This window comes from Rhizobium johnstonii 3841, assembly GCF_000009265.1.
Taxonomy (GTDB): Bacteria; Pseudomonadota; Alphaproteobacteria; order Rhizobiales; family Rhizobiaceae; genus Rhizobium; species Rhizobium acaciae.
Genome location: NC_008380.1, coordinates 2304192 through 2322531, shown reverse-complemented (window position 1 = coordinate 2322531; position 18340 = coordinate 2304192). Strand labels below are relative to the sequence as shown.

At 58.9% G+C, this 18340-nt stretch carries 18 protein-coding genes; 10 read left to right on the top strand and 8 right to left on the bottom strand.

All coding sequences use genetic code 11. The annotated features are described in order from the left end of the window. Positions 1-102: 102 nt before the first annotated feature. Positions 103-702 carry a hypothetical protein gene (locus RL_RS11405; protein ID WP_173364439.1) on the bottom strand — a complete coding sequence of 200 codons (600 nt, stop codon included), beginning with the start codon at positions 700-702 and terminating at the stop codon, positions 103-105. 470 nt (positions 703-1172) lie between these two features. On the opposite strand from RL_RS11405, the gene RL_RS11395 reads away from it, so the two are divergent. Next, a complete protein-coding gene (locus RL_RS11395) occupies positions 1173-1622 on the top strand; it encodes a DUF3597 domain-containing protein (RefSeq protein ID WP_011651796.1) in 450 nt (149 codons plus the stop codon). 146 nt (positions 1623-1768) lie between these two features. Beyond that, complete coding sequence (locus RL_RS11390) at positions 1769-2080, top strand: hypothetical protein (protein WP_011651795.1); 312 nt, start codon at positions 1769-1771, stop codon at positions 2078-2080. Positions 2081-2265: 185 nt separating this feature from the next. On the opposite strand, the gene RL_RS11385 is transcribed toward RL_RS11390, so the two are convergent. Next, positions 2266-2445, bottom strand: coding sequence for a hypothetical protein (locus RL_RS11385; protein ID WP_003539245.1), 180 nt, complete (start codon positions 2443-2445; stop codon positions 2266-2268). Positions 2446-2852: 407 nt separating this feature from the next. On the opposite strand from RL_RS11385, the gene RL_RS11380 reads away from it, so the two are divergent. Beyond that, complete coding sequence (locus RL_RS11380) at positions 2853-3143, top strand: DUF982 domain-containing protein (protein WP_011651794.1); 291 nt, start codon at positions 2853-2855, stop codon at positions 3141-3143. 230 nt (positions 3144-3373) lie between these two features. Here RL_RS11380 and RL_RS11375 read toward each other — a convergent pair whose 3' ends face one another. The 6 genes from RL_RS11375 to RL_RS11350 form a co-directional block, all read right to left on the bottom strand. Beyond that, positions 3374-4162 carry a DUF4145 domain-containing protein gene (locus RL_RS11375; RefSeq protein ID WP_011651793.1) on the bottom strand — a complete coding sequence of 263 codons (789 nt, stop codon included), beginning with the start codon at positions 4160-4162 and terminating at the stop codon, positions 3374-3376. Between the two features lie 431 nt (positions 4163-4593). Further along, positions 4594-6411, bottom strand: coding sequence for a TniQ family protein (locus tag RL_RS11370; protein ID WP_041936315.1), 1818 nt, complete (start codon positions 6409-6411; stop codon positions 4594-4596). Continuing rightward, a complete protein-coding gene (locus RL_RS11365) occupies positions 6411-7397 on the bottom strand; it encodes an AAA family ATPase (RefSeq protein ID WP_011651791.1) in 987 nt (328 codons plus the stop codon). The genes RL_RS11370 and RL_RS11365 overlap by 1 nt, the downstream gene beginning before the upstream one ends. 2 nt (positions 7398-7399) lie before the next feature. Continuing rightward, positions 7400-9628, bottom strand: coding sequence for an integrase catalytic domain-containing protein (locus RL_RS11360; protein ID WP_011651790.1), 2229 nt, complete (start codon positions 9626-9628; stop codon positions 7400-7402). 44 nt (positions 9629-9672) lie between these two features. Continuing rightward, a complete protein-coding gene (locus tag RL_RS11355) occupies positions 9673-10311 on the bottom strand; it encodes a hypothetical protein (RefSeq protein ID WP_011651789.1) in 639 nt (212 codons plus the stop codon). A 37-nt stretch (positions 10312-10348) separates the two neighbouring features. Further along, positions 10349-10528 carry a hypothetical protein gene (locus RL_RS11350; RefSeq protein WP_041936314.1) on the bottom strand — a complete coding sequence of 60 codons (180 nt, stop codon included), beginning with the start codon at positions 10526-10528 and terminating at the stop codon, positions 10349-10351. Positions 10529-11390: 862 nt separating this feature from the next. Between RL_RS11350 and RL_RS11345 the strand changes: the two genes are divergently transcribed. The 7 genes from RL_RS11345 (at position 11391) to RL_RS11315 (ending at position 18318) form a co-directional block, all read left to right on the top strand. Then, on the top strand, positions 11391-12518 hold the full coding sequence (locus RL_RS11345) for a hypothetical protein (RefSeq protein WP_129557791.1): 1128 nt from the start codon (positions 11391-11393) through the stop codon (positions 12516-12518). 736 nt (positions 12519-13254) lie between these two features. After that, positions 13255-13683, top strand: a complete 429-nt coding sequence (locus RL_RS11340) for a hypothetical protein (protein WP_011651785.1) — start codon at positions 13255-13257, stop codon at positions 13681-13683. Between the two features lie 418 nt (positions 13684-14101). Next, positions 14102-14971 carry an AAA family ATPase gene (locus RL_RS11335; protein ID WP_041936313.1) on the top strand — a complete coding sequence of 290 codons (870 nt, stop codon included), beginning with the start codon at positions 14102-14104 and terminating at the stop codon, positions 14969-14971. After that, positions 14968-15426 carry a hypothetical protein gene (locus RL_RS36915; protein WP_011651783.1) on the top strand — a complete coding sequence of 153 codons (459 nt, stop codon included), beginning with the start codon at positions 14968-14970 and terminating at the stop codon, positions 15424-15426. Before RL_RS11335 ends, RL_RS36915 begins: the two co-directional genes overlap by 4 nt. 1 nt (position 15427) lies before the next feature. After that, complete coding sequence (locus RL_RS11325) at positions 15428-15925, top strand: hypothetical protein (protein WP_011651782.1); 498 nt, start codon at positions 15428-15430, stop codon at positions 15923-15925. Next, the gene (locus RL_RS11320) at positions 15922-16803 is read left to right on the top strand and encodes a CBASS oligonucleotide cyclase (protein WP_011651781.1); all 882 of its coding nucleotides are present in this window, start codon (positions 15922-15924) and stop codon (positions 16801-16803) included. Before RL_RS11325 ends, RL_RS11320 begins: the two co-directional genes overlap by 4 nt. A gap of 9 nt (positions 16804-16812) precedes the next feature. Next, positions 16813-18318, top strand: coding sequence for an SAVED domain-containing protein (locus RL_RS11315; protein WP_041936312.1), 1506 nt, complete (start codon positions 16813-16815; stop codon positions 18316-18318). Positions 18319-18340 lie beyond the last annotated feature (22 nt).

Here is an 18340-nt window from a genome sequence, read left to right as displayed (position 1 = left end):
GTCTTTGTCGCAAAACCGCTGCACACTTTTGCGAGACATGCTTTAGGAAGTATCCTTTGAAAAGACCCGCCGAACCCTGTGGTTCGGCGGGTCTTTTCACGTTCAGCGGGAGGCTGTCGCCTGCAGCAGACTGCAGAGACCGGCAAGACCGGAATCACCGCCGGAGGCGGAGATATCGGCGCAACGGACGAGCATCTTGCGCTGCTCATTGACAGGCCTCGCCTGGAAGGCCGCCAGGGTGCGGATCTGGGACGCGCTGAGGCTGCGCTCGCCCGCGGGTCTGCCGCTGCTGCCTGCCCCGTCTACCCTGCCGATGGCGAGATCGGCATCGACGCCATTACCGCTGCCAACCGAGGCCGTGGCGTTGGCATCGATTCCATCGGAACCGCCGGTGCGTGCATTGAGATCGGCATTGACGCCCCGCCCGATCCTGGCGTTGACGTCTGCGTCGAGACCGCGGCCGCCGCCGGCACTGGCGGTCGCATCGGCATTGACGCCGTTCGAGCCGCCAACGGAAGCATTGGCATCGGCGCTGATGCCGCGCCCGCCGCCAATCGAAGCCCCGACATCGGCGCTGACGGCATTGCCTGCATTCACCGACACGCCGACATCGATCGCACGCGCATTGCTTGCCGGCATGGCAAGGAGGGCGCAGGTGGATGCGAGCACTGCAAAGAACAGTCTATTGTGGTTATGGGTCATGTCTTCCTCCGTTTCCATTCCGCCGGACGATCTGCCCGGCAGTCGAAAATCGAGGAACGCGCGTACCTTCGATCGATCGGACGCCTGCAACTTCAGGACGTCCATGGCAAGGCAACGTGAAGGGATGACGAATGTTTCACGACATGGCGCAGCAAGTCGGTTCGGCGGCGTATAATGATGTTTCGCGGTTATTGAATTGCGAATCGCCCGACCGACTGTGCCAAAAGCGGGCATGTCTGCTGACAGTCGGAGGGCTGCTGAAGTATTCGCTCCGATGGCGCCAGCAATCTTCAGCCGGCGGCGAATAATCCGATGACAGCTTTTCCTTGATATCGACCACAGCTGTCGCGGGCATTGGCTTTTCCACCAGCGATTGAACATGCTAAAAATAACTCCCTTTCCGCCTGGATATATCAAGCGGGAAGTCCATGTTTCAGAATGTTCTCATCTGATGGAACTGGAGGTTTAGAATGGGCATTTTCGACAAGATCAAACATGCAATCTTCGGAGAGGCGAAAGCAGCCGAACCCGTTGCTGCCGGCGCACCGACGACAGAGCCGGCGCAAGCGCCTGCCTCACCGTCGGCAGCCCCCAGTCCGGCGCCTGCGGCCCCTGCCCCGCAGAGCAAGCCGGTCGCCACGGCCACCGCACCAGGCACAGCGACAGTCGATATCGTCCCGATCCTTGACGCGGCGGTGAAGAAGAGCGGTCAGAAACTCGATTGGCGCCGCTCGATCGTAGACCTGATGAAAGCCGTCGGGATGGATGCGAGCCTGCCCGAGCGCAAGGAACTTGCCGCCGAACTCGGCTATACCGGCGACACCAACGATTCCGCAAAAATGAACATGTGGCTGCACAAGGCACTGATGAAGCGGCTTTCGGAAAACGGCGGCAAGGTACCGGCCGACCTCCTGGATTGATCGACGACGGACAGCTGCCGCCATTTCTGTGGCGGCAGCGATGCGGGCAACGTCTCCGGCAGATGCGGATCCCCTTGCCCGCAGGCGCTGGAACCAATAACGTTTGGCTCGATACTTGGTAATCGATCAGGGGAGAATTAAATCCGATGAGATTGATGGCAGTCGTTGGTGTTGCACTTAGCCTGGGCTGTATATCGGCCGCAGAATCTCCGTCAAACTATCAATCCTACAGCGGCATTCGGGTCGATACCGACCCGGTTCTCCTGGCTCGATACGACAAGGCACTCCAACACTGCCTGCAGGAGGCAAGCTCATGGCGACGAGGCTCGCCGGACCCACAAAGCCTGCACTACAACGCGGCTCTCAGAAATTGCCTCTATAGGCGCAGCTTCGTCGACAGAGGCGTCTACGCCTACCCCATCCCCAAGGTCTACTTCGATCATTTCCTGGATCGCTGAGAAGAACCGCGCCCTTCAGAGGCCTGTCAAACAGAAACCCCGCCATTTTGGCGGGGCTGTCTTCAATCGCGATTCTGCTTCTCCTGCATAACTCCTTAAATCGGATCCGATTTAAGGATAAAAGATGCAGCCATTCAAAGTGCTGCAGCGTCCTTGCGTGTCTCAAAAGACGCGCGGCGCCACAGTCAGCGTTTGCCGCCAGCTGGTGGCCGGCCCTTGCCTGCCGGGCGGTTGCCGCTTCCGGACGCAGTCTTGGCGTCATTGCCCTGACCGAAATTGGTGCCGCCGAGATGGCCACCGCCGCTGGTATTGGCAACCTGGCGCTGCGCTTTGCGCAACAGTGCCTCTGCATTGGTCTTGCTCATGAAATTCTCCTCAATGGCTGGAAACCCAGCCGGAATGCCGGCACTGACTTCCGCGGTCAAAGACCGAAGGCATATCAGGCAGCGACGATGTGCGTTTGCTGGAGGCTTGCGTCGATCAAAGACTTGCCTGCATTCATGACGATTCCCCCTCAACCGGCATGACAATCACCCTCCGGCGGCTGCCGGACGGCGCAGAAATCGATTTTGAAAGGAAAGATCAGCCGGGACGCCAGAGCGCAAACCAAGCTCGACAAGCAATTTCGATAGATGAATCAATATGACGGCAATGTGTTTAAAACAAGTTCCCGGCTTCCTGCCTGGAGAAGCGTTGCCGACTGCTTTTGCCGATTCATAGAAGATAATCATCCTGCGGCGTCAGTTGGAACGCTTCTTGCAGAGTTACTAATATGTTTATGATGCAAGGACCAAATGTCATGAATCGGTACACATCGCATCAGTTTCCCGCGCTGAGGATCCTCATGAGCGGCCAGGAAAAATACAGCGTCGTCAGGACCCTCGGAGATGCAGCGACCATGCTCATTTCCGAATGGCCGGGCGATGATGGCGAGGAGTATGTCGTGGCGGTGAGGACATGCCTCGACGCCATCCGCGGAACCACGCCCCCGGGCGCCGCGCGGGAAGCGTTGATGAGAGCGGCTGATGAAGCCGGCATCCGCTACCTCTCGGTCGTTCACTGAGATCGCTCGAGCAGATTACAGAGAAGAATTTGCGGAAACGCTCGAGCAGTGCAAATCCGCCGCGACTTTGGTTTCTGCCCAGCTCATGGCCTGTCCTGGCGTTTCTCCCGTGACATCAGTTGGCTAACCGCATCCTCAGCCATTTGTTTTTGCCAGATTTTTTGACGCCCTCCGAGCCCACCACTCTAACCTTGTTTCGAGGGACTTACAGACCGGTTCGCCGCCTTGGGCTAAACCTCAACCACGGGGGCGTCGTCGTCTGTAGTCGGAGCGCTATTTTCTGCGATCTGGGCTCGGCCTGTCGCGATGGCGGCTTTTTTCTGAGCGGCGATCGACTTAACCGCCGCCAACCGTTGCTCGCGCTTGTGTCGTGCGACATACCACTCGTCAAAAAGCATCTCGATCAGTTCAATTAAGGCCTGAGCTTCGCCGGGATCGACATCAACGATCAGGTTGATGTCCTTCTCCATGTGTGCGCCAATATTACCGATGTCGCGCACCGCGTCGATTGCTTCGACACTCTCAGGCTCAACGCCGCGGGGAGCCGTTCCTTCATTAAGGCGCTTGTTCAATTCCTTGATCTCATCGATCAGCCGGCCTTTGGCGATACCGCAGAAATCACGGATCATACCCTGCAGGCATCGACGCGCGAGCGTCGCAGAGGCCTTGGGGCTTTTGTCCCGAATGAGGCAAGCCTCGTCATAGTCCTCAAGCAACACAGCAGGAATGAAATCTGGCTGAACCTTCGAAGCGCTTTCCGGTCTTAGGCGCCAAGCTTGCACGCTGCCGAAGACCTCGTAGTCCTGAATTTGGTGCCTGAACCGTGTGCTCCCGTAATCGAGCGTTAGCGCGACCTCGTTGCAATCAGAATTTGCGCACCGAATCGCCGTGATTTCGAAGCCGACGTTTCCATACCTCGACTCGCCCACATTCAAGAGCCGCGCGAAATGGTCGGCGTTTTGCTCGACAACGACCTGATCTCTATCACAAAAAGGACAGGTCCATTGGAAGGGGTCCATGAATTCCTCGCGACTCGTGTTGCAACTGTAGGAGCGTCGCAGAGGCCGCGATTGACAACAATAGGCTGTCGATTTAGCGCTTGTGGATAAGAGAGCGCGAGTTTCGCCCGGTCCCAGTCGCTGTCGAAGACAGCTGCTCCGCTCGCTGAAGAACAAAACGGCACTTTGTCCGGGACAATTCCGGGACTTTCAGCGTCCATTCCGGTAATTTGGAGCCTTTTTGTTGCCTAAACTGCCGCTGCGGCGCAAATCGGTGATTACGCGGCCTTGGTTTGTCCATTTTGCAAACACGTCCATTGAAATCACTTGGGAATTTTGTGACCTTCCAAACAGATGCGGGCATTCCGTGGCGTTTGATTTGGGCACATTTCCAAATGGGGCGCAAAAAAGCCCGCCGGAGCGGGCTTCAAAAATGAAAATGTGAGGCTTCGCTAGAGCGGAATGCCAGCTTGGATTAGGTCCGCCCTTCTATAGAAACGGGCGATGAAGCCTTCGGGTTCGAAGATCGGCGCGAGGCCCGCAATCTCCAATTCGACCTTGATGGCGGCCCTGTAGCCTTGACGAGACTCCGCGATCTCGGTCAGGGAAACGTGTGCGGCCTGAAACTCCGCCAGGGACTGCCGCTCGATGAACTTTACCTTCCGCCTGGTCTCACGACGGATGGTTCGCTCGCGAAGATAACCGCGCTTGATCAAGTCCGCGATTGTGATGGTTGTGGTACCGAGCGCCAGCTCAGCTTCCTTGAGACGCATAAGTTCGTCGTCGCCTCCACTCAACGGATTCACATCCAGCCTCAATGCGGAAGATGCGAGGCGGACCCGTGGCAAAATCGGTGTGGAACCTGGCACGACAAAGGCTTCCATGCTCCCATCAAGGATCATCTCCACGAGTTTGTGAAAGGGACGACGCCACGACCGAGCGGCTGAGGTGAGCGTCATAAGTCCATCATCGCTTGTTGGCTTCAACGTTTCTGTCAGCCGGCGCGTCAGTCCATCCACCTCTCCCCTGGTGAGACGGGAGTACATCCGCTCGTCACCGGTTTTCGTCTCGACGGGTTCCAGAATGCCGGCGTTAAGAAGATCGTGCACCCGCTCCTCCCGCACTCCCAACAGACCGCCAGCCTCGGTGCTTGTCATTGTCTCCGCCGCAGCCACTAGAATTGGCCGCAAAGCTTCGGCGTCGAAGTAAGTGCTGCCGTCGGGAAGCCCATCTCGAAACGCAGGATCATTTGCTTTCATCAACGACCTGATCCGGTTATGAGTGAGGCCATACTCAGCGTGGGCGGAGCCGACGGAGTAAAGGTAGCGGGTCCGCACTGGTCTCACGATGGTCTGGTCTTCCCCGAAAGGCATATTTCGTTCGAGGATATCCTGCATGAGATCGATCACCGGAACGTATGCGTTGTTTGCGGCGTTGCGCCGAAGCCATTTGATCATCGGACCCACGACGGACTCAACATACTGCGTTGTTGGCCGTTTGCGGTCGATTACCTCCACAACAACCCGTCGGATTTCATCCTCGCCCCTTACTGCTAGGTTGAAGCCCCATTCGCGCGGATCGGTCTCTTCCCGCATCCTCGCCTTGAGGTCGTGAAGGACCAAAAATTCACCGAGATAGCGAGAGAACTCAGCAGCGACGTGGGCATCCAGCCTATCGAGGAAGCCGTCTCCCACATCCCGGAATACGCGGTCGCGAAGATACCGATCAAGCTTCGGTTGACGGTTTGGGAGGGGAGCCGCTGCCGCCTGCTCGATCAATGTAAGGTTGGCCTCTACAAATAGCGGGAAGTCGTGGACATCGCCGTCGGCGGCTACCGCCACTTCCGTAAGTCGACAGGCGTGATCGGGACACCCGTCGATGCCGCGGATCGACCACCAACCACGGCGATAGGCGCGCGATACCATGCGCCCCGCCTCCCTTTCCCGATCTTCCAGCACGCATCCGGCGCAAAATCGATGCCGCCTGCCAGGTCGCATGTCCTTGCTGAGGGTCGCGCAACCCATGCGCCACGTGCCGCCAGCACCAGATGCTGCGATGGCCAGGCGTCCGAGCCGCGATACCTCCACGCCGGACCACAAGCTAACCATCGGCAGGGCCTCTGCCTCACCATGAGCGATGGCATTTGCAGTGACGTCCGTGTGGCCGAGGAACGACCGCAGCGACGAGAATCCGTTCGCTGCGGCAAGCCGGGCAACGAGATCGATTGCCGTCTCGTCGTCGTGATGTTGCAGGGTTACAGGCAGAACCATCACTTGCGTCCCTTCTTTTCGGGGGTCCAAAGATCGGCCACGGAGTTATCGGGATCGATTTCACTCCACCGGGCGGCGGTGTAGATATTGTCACTCGGCAGGCAACCACTGGTCCGTGAGTAGTTGAATGCGAAGGCGCGGAGATCGACCGTGTCCTTGCCCTTACTCATGGCCAAGAAGCAGGCCGCCTGAACTGCCTTGACGATCTCGCCGAAGCTGCCGTTGTTGGCCCAGCACAGCCGCCCGAGGAAGTCATCGGTGCGGAGTTCTTCGGGAAGCATCAAGCCACACTTTCCTTCGACGATGTCGGTCAGCACCCGCTGGATGTCGGCTCGGTCCTTGGGAAGCTTCAACGGTACGAAGCGCATGATCAACGAGCGGTTCTTAACCTGGCCGTCTCCACCCTTCAGCAGATCGGCAAGGTCCGGAACCCCCGAGAAGATCATATGCAACGGCCAGTCAGCGATCTGCATCAACGTCTTGATGCGGTCTTGCACGTCGAGGATCGCTTGGCTGCTCGAGTGACGGCGCAGATGCTGGGCTTCGTCCACGTGCAGGAAGATGATCCCGCGTTCGCGGAACTGGGTCTTCACAGTCGCGTAGAGTTCTCCTTCCGTCTGCCTGGCCTTCGACGGCACCCCGATAGCATCCAGGATCGCCACCGCGAAATCCTTCGTCCCACAGGGCTTGGGTGCCTCCAAACTCAGAAGCGGCCGCACCGTCTCGCCATACTCGTTCACCCGCGGCTGGAATTCCGGCATCCGGCGGAAGTGATGAAGCAACGCGGTCGACTTTCCGGTGCCAGAGCCCCCCATCAGGAACAGAGCGCGACGTCGGGACCCAATACCGCGGCGGCAGAGTTCAACGTTGTCGATCAGCTCCTGCAGCATCTCGGTCAACATCTTGTCGCCCGGATTCTCGATGTAGTCGTAGACGTCCGGACGGTTGTCGCCGTTGGTATCGTGTTCGATGTTCAAGGTGACCATACTCAGTACTCCTCGTAGTAGTTGTCAGAGATTTCGACCGTCACAGCCGCGGCAGTTTCAACCACGGCATTCTCGGCCGCGGCTTCGCGCTTTTTCTTCCTTGCGTCGCGCTCGCGCTCTGCGTGGTAATCGGGGATCAGGCGGGAAGCGGAGACCGATCCAATGCGCAGCGGATCATCAGGAAGCGCGTAAGCCTGCGTAACGGCAGGCGTGTCGGCTGACTTGACCGCGACCCATGCTCCAAACAGCTCCGCATCGACGACGTCGTAGTGTTCCGCCGTCAGGTTGCGAGGCGTCAGGTTCGCTCGCAGAGCCGCTGCCCTACCGCTTTCGGCAAGGCGGTTGATGGTACGGTTCATCGCCGCAAGACCGGCTTCCGCCTCCACGGCGTGCTGTGTCCGAAGATCGTGACGAGCAACGATCCACTCAGCCAGGGACAGATTACGCACGATGTCGACCTGGTTCTCGACGACGAACCAGCCCTTGTCGCCGCGGACAGCGACATGCCCGAGGTTCTCGGTATCGACCTTGATCTCGAATTCCATCTGACCGTACTTCGTGCGCTGGCGGTGCAGCTCCTCGTTGGCGTACGGGATGCCCATGAAGGGGATGCCGTACTGCCCGATGCGGCGTTTGAACTTCGTTCCGAAGACGTGCAGCATGAATTCGGGGTCCTGGCTCGGGAACTCGATGTCGTGTTCCTGAGTGGCTCGAACCCATGCGTTGTGTGGAGACGCCCCACCAAGGCCGCTGTGCGGTTTGTTGTGATAGATGTCGCAGACGCCCAGCGTGAAGAGCTGGATCATCTCGTCGACCTGCAGGCTGAGCTGATGCTCCGGGTTATAGTCGCCCTTCTCGGCGATCGAACCGAACGTCCTGCCCGCGAAGAACGACGCGATCAGCGGACCGATGGAGTGGAAGAGGCTTTCGATGAAGGGGCGCGCCTTAGGATTTCCCGCTTGCGGCCGGTTGAACGTGATCTTGGCCGCCCGCATGATGCCTTCGACCAGCGCGTTAGCGAATTCCTTGCCATTGTCACTGAAGATATTCCGCGGATGGACCATCCCGATCCAAGGGGTCTCCGCGCCGACAAAGTCGGAGATGTGCCGCTTGTCCGACATGATCATGCGGATGGCAGCCGCCGCCGATACGGCGTTCGGGTTCGTGCTCGCCCTGAAGGCAAGGATGTAACGCGTGGCGACATCGATAGCCGCTGCGAACCAGATGCGCTTACCGACCACCGCCTCCTTGTACGAGGGCGGAAGGATGTCCCACATCCCGGTCTCAACGAACAACGTCATGAGATCGACGTTCCAGAAGTCGATCTCAATGCGCTCGCCCACGGTCAACGCATTGATGCCGCGCTTGAACATCCCGAAACGCTTGAGCGCCGAGGCGCGACCGTGGCGGCCGTCCCATTTGTCGAACTCGTCGAACTTCGAGATCATCGCCTCGAACTTGTGACGGGTGACCTTCAGGAGCGGCGTGGCACGTTCTGCATTCACCTTCCCGAGCGCGGCGAGATACTCTTGATAGAGCTTCGCCATCGTGGGCTTTCGGTCCGTCATGTAATTGAGCGCGTGTTTATAGGCGAAGGCCGTCGAATCCGCGTCGACCTTGCGAAGGTGGAGGCCTGGACCATGATGGCGGTGGACGATCCCAAGCACCTCGCCGCCGCAGGCGTGGTAGCGTTTATAGTCGCGTCGGAACGTCTTCATCGACGGAGTGCCGAACGCTTGGACCTCGATCATCGCGTCGGCACGGGCGTCCGTCTCTTCTTCGTCGAGGCCGAGCATCTCGGCGATGATTTCCTTACGCCAGCCGCGAAGCTTTGCCTCGAACTTTTCCTTCGACCACCGCGGCTTCTTTCCCAGAGCAAGCCATTCCTTGTCGAAGCGGTCGATCAGCTTCTCGCGGAAGAGTGCGAGCTGACGGCGCTTGCCGGTGATGTCCTCGAAGGTGTCGTCGCCGAAGATCGCGCGCAGACGCTGGTTTTCAGGATCGTTGTATCCGTAGCGGAGCTTGGCCCCGCCGCTGACGAGCTTCGAATACATTTCGCCATGCGCCACGAAACGCTCGTCATTCGCGTTGGCCTCGTTGGTGAAGGTCCAGCCCTCTTTGTCCTGCTTTTTGGGCTTCCAGTTCACGTCGTTCTCCGTGAAGCGGTCAGCGACACGCATCTTGACGATGGAGTGATGGAAGAGGCTCGGCTTTTGGAAGTCAGTCAGCATCGGAGGCTCCTTGAAGGGCGATCGGAACACGGGAGTGGTTGGGATTATCGGCGGACCATCAACATGGTCAGGTCATCGATACGGCCAGGCGTCTCGGGTACGAGAACGCACTCGTCGATCAGCAACAGGAGCGCCGTGCGGCGAGCCCCGCGGTTCTCGCATCCGCGAAGGAGTTCGCCGAAACGGAATGGACCCTGGAACTTCTGGACGGCTTCAAACGCGCGGTCATACTCCGCATCGATACGCATCCGGCGGGCACGGAGGATGCGTTCGGCGTTCTCATATGCACCGTATGTCGCCTCGCGCTCGGTCATGAGGCGGATGCTGTGGACCGCGCCGGGTGTCATCGAGCCATTCTGGTTCTTTCGGAGGAAGCCTTCAGCCTCGATGCGCTTCAGCAGATCGCTCATCACATCGGACTTGCGGGCGTGCTTCACCGCGACGGCGACAACCTCACCATCGTCGAAAACCACACAGAAGTCGCAGATATGTTCGCGCCACTCGCCCTCGGCATCCCGATACAAAAGCACCGGAAACTGCGAGTAGATGGCCTTCACGTCCTTGCGAAGCTGGATGACCATGGATACGCGGCGTTCGAGATCGCTCTCGTGGTAGACCACCGTCTCCTGGAAGATCGAGAAACCGCGCAGCGTCTTGGCGTGCGTAGCCGGCGGCTTGCGCACGGCACGTTCGGCAACCGGCTCATTCCAGAACTTGGTCTCAGTCGTCGTTCCTACGACGATTCCGCGTTATTCCGCTTTCCCCGGCCTCGGTGGGGCCGTTCTCGGTCATGCGGTTGGCCTGACCGAAGGTGCGCGGGCTGATAGCCGGCATGCTCAAGAAGCCGAGGCCGGCCTTGTGAAGCGCGATGTGTTTGGAAACCTGACGTGCGAAATGCATGGAGCCCTCCTTTAGGCCTGAACACGACGACGACATACGGTGGCACCAGACGGATTAATCCGCCCGATGATTCACTTTGCTCGTATGCCTATCCTGTTCATTGCCTGGCTCCTCGGTCAGCGACCGTCTCTGTACATGTTTGCTCGGCAGATAAAAGGGGGGCAGATGCCGAAACGGGTCGAAAACGACTGCAATGTGCCCCTGATCGGTGCACTTAGTTATGATTTGGTTAGCGAATGGTTGACAACCGGTTCTTGCATCAAACTTGCCTCAACTTAGCTACAGGCTACGATGTGGCAACCCCAGGCGTCGCGCCGCGTGATGGAAAAGACTGGTCTGAGCGATGCTCGCACACGACGTCGATTGGTCTGATCCAATTCCGGGCAGAGAGCACGGCGAAGTTTGGGAAGGGTTGATGCGCTGGGGATCGAGCGGCAGTTAGACGCCGCAGATGGCGAAAGTGAATAGGGTCACGACCTCGTCGACCTGCAGGCTGCTCTCGTCCTCAGTTTTGGTTCAGCGCTTCGCGAGCCCCTGGTTCCAGTTCCTGCGTTATGATTGCTATCACAAACCCTCGATGCGCTTCGTCCACGCTATGTTTCGCAAACCAGCCCTGGTCCGCGATCAAGGCCATGCTCGAACTGCTCCACGTCCAACCTCGACAGGTTTGCATATGCACGCTCCGCCCGAACTCACCCGCATTGTAGAGCGTGTCTGGACCATGTCCGCGGCGCGATCGACGGACATATCGAAGACCCCAGAGTTTCGCGAACTGGACCACGTTTGCGGTGGCCTCTACGGAAAGGGAAAATGCACATACGCACTCGGGAACGCCCTCCGCTCACTAGGCTTGCCGTGTACGTTGCCAGCCGACAGCCAATTTTTGGCAATCGCCCCAACTGCGGCAGCGGAGGCGCTGCACGAAGCGTTTGTTCGAACGACTGTCAACCGTCGTTATCTCTGCCCACTCGATCAAGCTGACGACCTGCCGCATATCACGTTCGGCGCGAACCGAGTTGGGGAGTTCACAAGTTACGAATTGGCCGTTCTGATGGACGCCCAACGGCTGCGCAGGCATTTCCCAACCTACCAACTTCCTGTGAAGGAGTACGCGCAATTTCGATGGCTGGTCGTTGAGGAAGAAGTTGCCGTAACCGCGAGTCCCTTGGGCCGGGCGCTTCCTTTTCTCACCGTGGATTTCAGCACGGATTTCGGGGAGATCGATCCTCACCTGGGGCGCTTCCCAAAAGTCGTCGAGGCCGCCTTGTTTTTCCTGCTCCTCGCGCCGTGGGAGGATTGGGTTCAATCCCAAGAGGTGAACTGGCGCGCCTTCCACCTGCCCTGGATACACACGATTGATGACGACCTGTTCGTCTGGCCTAAAGTACCGCAAAGTCCAAGCACACTGTCGCGCGAACCAGACGTCGTCTATGAGCGGCACGGCAAAGAGATCGACCTGGGGGAGAAGCCCAAGGTCCTGCCGCTCAACGATGAGTTCGAAACACAGTTGCTGCAATTTGGCGAGGCAGCATGGGTGGCCGTCGAAACGGCAAGAGCAACCCCCTTATTTGAAACCCCTGTCGTTCACTTCCTCGTCCGCGCATTCGTGGCAGACGGCATGGACGAGATCATGGCTCACATGACCGCGATCGAGGCTGGGCTTGGACTGATCAGTGACCACAAGAAGGCGCAGCGGCCAAAGCCCGACCCACACAAGAACGTGACGCCGACAAACAGGGTCGCGGCGAGACTCGCGGCGCTTTTGCAGGACCCGGGTTGCGTAGCCACTTATCAGGAACTGTTCGAACTCCGAAGCGCCTTTGTTCATGGCAGAGGCGGGCTTTCGCTGATCTCCACTTCTCAGCGTGTGAGCGCGCGCAACCTCGCTCGACGTGCGGCCCAGAGCCTCGTCAATGAGGGCGCGAGGTTTTCGGGAACCCGAGAGGGCAAGTTGGAGCAACTCCTCGATGCCGGCGTGCGGTTTCTCTGACCTTACCCAGCGGGCGAGCCGACGCCGAACGCTGTGCGGACGGCCACGATAGCAGATTCAGTCGTCTTCATTCTTCCCGATCTGCTCGGGTTCTCTGACCTTGACCTTGAGCCCTTTGTGATCATGCCGTGGGCCAACAATGATGCTTTTCGTGTGCGGTTCAAAGTCCGCACCCAACCCAGCTCCGAACGAAGCTAGTCCATCTAATTGGATTTCCAGGGGCGGAACGGCCTTTGGCAAATCGACCTCTCTACAGTTGGCTACACCCTATCAGAGGCGACGCTGTTCTGTCGAGAAACAGCCGATCCTGTCAAATCAACGCTTTCCCATAAGGTCCCCTTAACGACGTTCGATCAACGCGATCCACCGTTGCCATTTTGCCTCCGCTGGTACAGAAAACATGCTCACCTTCTGCTGGAACTTTTATCGCTAAATGCCAGACTTTTATCCATATATTTGAAACACACTTGAAAGCATAGAAATTCCAGCATGTGTGATCGCGCAGAAAATCGACGCAACATAGGCGTCTCGGTAACGATGGACGTTGCGCAGAACGCCGTCACTGACTAAGTGGGCGATAGTTCAACCATCCGTGCCAAGCGGATGGTTCACTGGGGGTGCCGTATGGAAGAATCTGTATCGCAGTCGCGTCGGCCCCGAGCGGAAGCCGCTTTTCTCATACCCAGATCGATAGCCGAGGCGAAACGCCTCGATCTGGGGTTTGAAAGGAAAAAAGATGGCTTCCAAGCAATCCAAAACGTCCGCGTCGAAAATTGGTAGCGCTTTCGATGAAGAGCATTGCCGCCGCCGCCTCGCGGCTATCGCAGTCGTAGCAGAGTTGTTGTTGCGTCTTCAGCACGAAGACCCCGACCGCGACCTGACTGAGATGGCCTTGTTTGTTAGCGCGGATCAGGCACGGCTGGTGCCGAAGGACACTGCGAGCAAACACAACACAGCCGTCATCCCGATGCCTGCTCGGGCCTGTGCGCGCCACCTCCTTAACGCGCTGCTGGTCGATGATGGAGATGCTCCGATCGCGGTGAAGCTGATGTCATATCGCTTCGCCGCCGCCGCTCGTGAGGGCAAGCGGCTGGAGATGTACGAGCACGAGGAAATCGGCCGTCCGGCGGTCGCACTCCACCTCGCGGTCCGCTCGGAAGTATAATCGGGTCCTTGCCGCTCCTAACCGAGCCGCGCTGCCATCTTTTTCCGAGATGGCAGCGCGAATATTAGGCGCGGTCCTGGAAATTCGGCCCGCAAATGCTCGCCGTTCAAAATCGTCCGCGCAAGCAGCGAACCCAATTTACAAGGTTCCGCTGCTCATCCAGAGTTACGAGAAACCAGCGATCCTGTTAAATCGCCGCCTCCTGAAAGTTCGGAGTAGGCGTATTTTTTGTTCTTGACTTTTCCTCGCGGCATCCCACATTTTGTTCGGTGTGGCGGCATGGTAAATGCTTCCTTGCCGGCACTCGGTGCTTATGTTGTGTCTTATTGCGTTTTATGACACAACATGTAGTATCAAGTGAGTTTAATCGTGAGGGCCTCATCGCTGGACACGACCCACGCCGGAGAGAGTGAGCACTATGGATTCCATTGTCGAGAATACGCTGTTGCCGCGCAAAGACTTCGGCGAAGCCTGGGACGCGATCAAAGTGGAAGGTTCTGTCAAGCAGCGCCTTTTGGCCCAGTCGGTGCTCTCGCTGCAACTTCGGGAACGATACTCGTTCGAATTGATGCCCGTCCACGGGTTGATCGTCTTGACCGGTCCTCCCGGCACGGGGAAAACCACGCTCGCCCGTGGTCTCGCGAACCAGGTCGCGAAAGCGCTGGGATCAGTGCGCTATATCCAGCTCGACCCACATGCTCTCGGCAGTTCCTCCCTCGGCAAGAGCCAGAAGGAGGTTTCGAAGATTTTCCAGCAGACGATTCCCGAGTTTGCCGCCAACGAACCGACCATCGTTCTTCTCGATGAGGTCGAGACCTTGGCGGCGGACCGCCAGAAAATGAGCCTCGATGCGAATCCTATCGACGCACACCGGGCGACGGACGCCGCGCTGGCGGGAATCGACCTTCTGTGCCGAACCCACCGAAACACCCTTCTCATCGCGACCACCAACTACCCAAAGGCAGTCGACCGCGCCTTGCTCTCGCGAGCGGACTGGATCGAGGACATCGGCCCGCCCAATGCCGAGGCGCGCCGCGAGATCATTCACGACGTACTGGGCCTACTCGCCAAGCACTGGCCCCAGGTCGGCGACCTGAAGAAGGATATCGCCTCCTTCGTCACTGCCTCGGACGGCATGGACGGCCGCAGGCTCCGGAAAGCGATCACGGCCGCCGGCGCGATTTCGATCGAGATCGCCAAGGACCTCAACAAACTCAAGGCCGACCACGTGCTGGCGACGCTCAAGCGGGCGGCGGCGCAGGCGGACGTTCAGGGAGACGCAGCATGAAGGTGAAGCGCACCATTGCATCCATTCCCAAACGATCCGCGGCCGAGACCTGGCGGACGATCAGGGAGCTTATCACTAGCACCGGTTCTGTCGACGTCGACAAGCTCGTCGCGGCGGCCAGCGTAATGGAATCGCTGATCGCCGACGAGCACCCCGGTGCCGTTCCGATCGTCGTCAAGGGTGTCGGCTCCCGGCTCGTGATCTACTGCCTCTACGGCGAAGACGCCATGGAAGCGGACCTCGAGGTTGAGAAGCTCACATGGAATCCGACGGCAGGTAACTGGGCCATGACCGCCCCCACCGACGCCGACGACGTCAAGTGGATGAACGACACTCTTGCGAAGCGTTGCTCGCGAATCACGGTCCACGACGTGAATGCGGCACCTCAAGAGGAAGAGGAAGACTCTGCGGCAACGGCGAAGTCGCTGACCGTCAACTGGGGAGCGATCGAATAAGATGGCTGTCAGCACGCACAATTACACGAGGACGAACACGGCCATCTATGTTTCGGACAAGGTCCGCAACCTGATGCGCCTTCTCATTATCAACTACAACCTTGACCCGACCAAGCTGGTCGATGCCTGGTCGGATTGGGTTCAGGACGCCGCCCGCCAATGGATGGAGGATGGTGATCTGAAAAGCTTCATCATCGAGTTCTACAAACCGGGCGCGTCCGTCGCCTCCGCGCGATGGGACTTTCCGATCCGTTATGACGGCTCTGACATCGATCAGATGTGGATCGACACCGATTTCCTCAAAGGCACGTTCGCGAAAGCGCCGTCGCCTCCGGCCGGATGCACCTATCGGATTCTGCTCCAGCCGACCGCCACCGCCCGACCGCTACCCGGCATGAGCAGCGCATCGTACCTCAGCTTGGCGGGCCTTACGGCTCGCGAGGCGGGCACGGTGATTGGAACCCCTGACATCATGGCATCAGCGAAGTATTACCGATGATCACGACGGAAGAAGCATTCGAGAAGTTTCGCCAGCGTCTCGAGCTGAGCGAGGCCGAGCGTAAAGACACCATCAAGCGTCACGAGGAGGTGCGGGGCGTGATCAAGGCAGACTTTGCCGTCGATCGTGACGTCCTCACCGGCTCGTACAAGCGCCATACCAAGACCAAGCCGCTGAAGGACGTCGACGTGTTCTTCGTGCTCAGCAAGAAGGAGCGCGACAAGTACAGGGACAAGCCACCCGCGGACCTGATCAACGCCTTCGTGAAAAGCTTGCGCGGCACGTACGGTTACGACGCCGTCGAGCCGGGACGTCGCTGCGCCACCGTCGAGTTCGAGAAGAACACGAAGGACGAGGAAGGCAAGGTCCTATCGATCGACGCCGTTCCAGCCTTCGACATCGGTGACTGCTACGAAATCCCTGACCGGGTTCGGGGCGACTGGGTCAAAACCGACCCGGAAATCCACATGGAGCAGGCGACCAAAAAGAACAAGGAGCTCGGCGGGAAGTGGATTCCGCTGGTGAAGATGATCAAGCGGTGGAACCGGTCTGCCGGGAAGCCGATCAGGCCCGCGTTCCTGATCGAGGTGATGATGCAGGACCTCGTCGACCCGCCGTTCACGACCTATCCCAGCGAGGTACGGCGCTTCTTCGCGGCCGCGCAGGAGGCCATCGAACAAGTGTGGCCTGATCCCGCCGGATATGGCCCTCCGGTTTCGGAACAGATGACGCCTGAACTCGTCAAGGCGGCCAAAGAAGCGTTGCGTCAGGCCGACATCAAAGCGGCTCTGGCCGTCCGCCTTGAGAAACAGGGCAAGCAGGGGGAAGCGATCGCACTCTGGCGCGAGATCATGGGGCGTTACTTCCCGACAAAGTGAGGTGCTGCAATGGCAGAGGCGGTGTTGGCCCGACAGCAGGGCGATGATTTCCAGGCCCGGATGTTCTGGCTCAACGCCGCGCTTCTTTTGCGTGACGACGGAGCCGTGACAAAGGTCTTTTTCGAAACCGGTCCCAAGGCCTTCGACGACGTGGTGATTGACTACGCTCCCGACAAAGCCCCGCTCGACCACCATGGCAAACGGTATTTCCGACTGCACAAACAATGCAAATGGCATGTGAAACCGGGTGAATTCGGAGCCAGCGATCTGGGTGATCCTGGGTTCATCGGCGCGGAGGCGAATTCCTTTCTGGGGCGCGCTCGCGATGCCCAGCTTGCGTTTGCGCCGACGGGCGAAGGTGCCATGTTCGAGCTTCTGACGAACTGGAACATGCGGCCCCGCGATCCTCTCTGGAAGCTGACTCGCACGCAATGGAATGCGCTTGACCTGGAGGTGCTCTTTAAGGGCGGGCCGACCAGCGAGATGGGCAAACTTCGTGCGGCTTGGGCCGGCCACCTCGGAATCGACGAAGATGAATTGCGAATGCTCGCCAGGACTCTGATGATGCACACCCGCATGCAGTCGGGCGCACAGCTTCGCGAGCAATTGAACGACAGGTTCGCTTCGGTGGGCATGCGGCAGATCGGTTCCGACGAAACGGGCTTTGCCTATGACGACCTGATCCGGAAGCTTCACCTCCAAGGACGCAAGGAATTCGACCGCAAAAGCTTCAAGGACCTTGTGCGTGAAGAGAATCTCCTGGAGGGGCCGCCGGAACCTCAGAGGACGACGGTTGGCGTTCGATCATTCATGCATCCGATCGACAACCTCTCGATCCGCGTTTCCGACGTGCTTGACCTCGTCGAGGAATTTGATGGGCGCTATCTCAGAGAGGGCCGCTCGTGGAACGAGGACCTCCTTCCGCGGCTGCGCGAATTCGTCCTAGATGCCGCGCGACAGGGCGACCACATGCGGCTAGTGCTGGACGCCCATGTGTCGTTGGCGTTCGCGGTCGGGTCGATCCTCAACGTAAAGGCCGGAAAGTCGATCGAGATCGAGCAACGGACAAACGGCAAGCGTTTCTGGAGTGCTGCCGACGTTCCGATTGACAGTGTATGGCCGACGATAGTGACCGCCCGCACCGAAATGGAGAGTGGTGGCAGCGATCTCGCTGTAGCGATCGGGCTGACGCATGACATCGTGCCCATGGTCCATGACTATCTGAAATCGCGACCGGACATCGGAGCGCTGCTTACGGTGACTCTCGACAAAGGTTCTGCCTCCGGGGCGAGTGTCAAATCCGGGTCACATGCAATGATGCTCGCGGAGGCCGTGGCGGCTGCGGTGCGCAAGGAAAGACGCGGATCGACCCTGCATGTCTTCATAGCTGCGCCGAACGGGTTCACGTTCTTCCTCGGGCAGCAGCAACAGGCGCTTGGTCGAACGGCCGTATATGAATGGGACCACGATGGCCCTAAGGGCAATGGCTATTCCGAGGGTATCATCGTGGGCTGAAAAGCATCGCCGGGCGCGTGGG

What these genes read in the sequence shown, in the direction of transcription:
- RL_RS11405 (WP_173364439.1), bottom strand. Translation starts at nt 702, where the DNA reads ATGACCCATAACCACAATAGACTGTTCTTTGCAGTGCTCGCATCCACC.
- RL_RS11395 (WP_011651796.1), top strand. Translation starts at nt 1,173, where the DNA reads ATGGGCATTTTCGACAAGATCAAACATGCAATCTTCGGAGAGGCGAAA.
- RL_RS11390 (WP_011651795.1), top strand. Translation starts at nt 1,769, where the DNA reads ATGAGATTGATGGCAGTCGTTGGTGTTGCACTTAGCCTGGGCTGTATA.
- RL_RS11385 (WP_003539245.1), bottom strand. Translation starts at nt 2,445, where the DNA reads ATGAGCAAGACCAATGCAGAGGCACTGTTGCGCAAAGCGCAGCGCCAG.
- RL_RS11380 (WP_011651794.1), top strand. Translation starts at nt 2,853, where the DNA reads ATGTTTATGATGCAAGGACCAAATGTCATGAATCGGTACACATCGCAT.
- RL_RS11375 (WP_011651793.1), bottom strand. Translation starts at nt 4,162, where the DNA reads ATGGACCCCTTCCAATGGACCTGTCCTTTTTGTGATAGAGATCAGGTC.
- RL_RS11370 (WP_041936315.1), bottom strand. Translation starts at nt 6,411, where the DNA reads ATGGTTCTGCCTGTAACCCTGCAACATCACGACGACGAGACGGCAATC.
- RL_RS11365 (WP_011651791.1), bottom strand. Translation starts at nt 7,397, where the DNA reads ATGGTCACCTTGAACATCGAACACGATACCAACGGCGACAACCGTCCG.
- RL_RS11360 (WP_011651790.1), bottom strand. Translation starts at nt 9,628, where the DNA reads ATGCTGACTGACTTCCAAAAGCCGAGCCTCTTCCATCACTCCATCGTC.
- RL_RS11350 (WP_041936314.1), bottom strand. Translation starts at nt 10,528, where the DNA reads ATGCATTTCGCACGTCAGGTTTCCAAACACATCGCGCTTCACAAGGCC.
- RL_RS11340 (WP_011651785.1), top strand. Translation starts at nt 13,255, where the DNA reads ATGGCTTCCAAGCAATCCAAAACGTCCGCGTCGAAAATTGGTAGCGCT.
- RL_RS11335 (WP_041936313.1), top strand. Translation starts at nt 14,102, where the DNA reads ATGGATTCCATTGTCGAGAATACGCTGTTGCCGCGCAAAGACTTCGGC.
- RL_RS36915 (WP_011651783.1), top strand. Translation starts at nt 14,968, where the DNA reads ATGAAGGTGAAGCGCACCATTGCATCCATTCCCAAACGATCCGCGGCC.
- RL_RS11325 (WP_011651782.1), top strand. Translation starts at nt 15,428, where the DNA reads ATGGCTGTCAGCACGCACAATTACACGAGGACGAACACGGCCATCTAT.
- RL_RS11320 (WP_011651781.1), top strand. Translation starts at nt 15,922, where the DNA reads ATGATCACGACGGAAGAAGCATTCGAGAAGTTTCGCCAGCGTCTCGAG.
- RL_RS11315 (WP_041936312.1), top strand. Translation starts at nt 16,813, where the DNA reads ATGGCAGAGGCGGTGTTGGCCCGACAGCAGGGCGATGATTTCCAGGCC.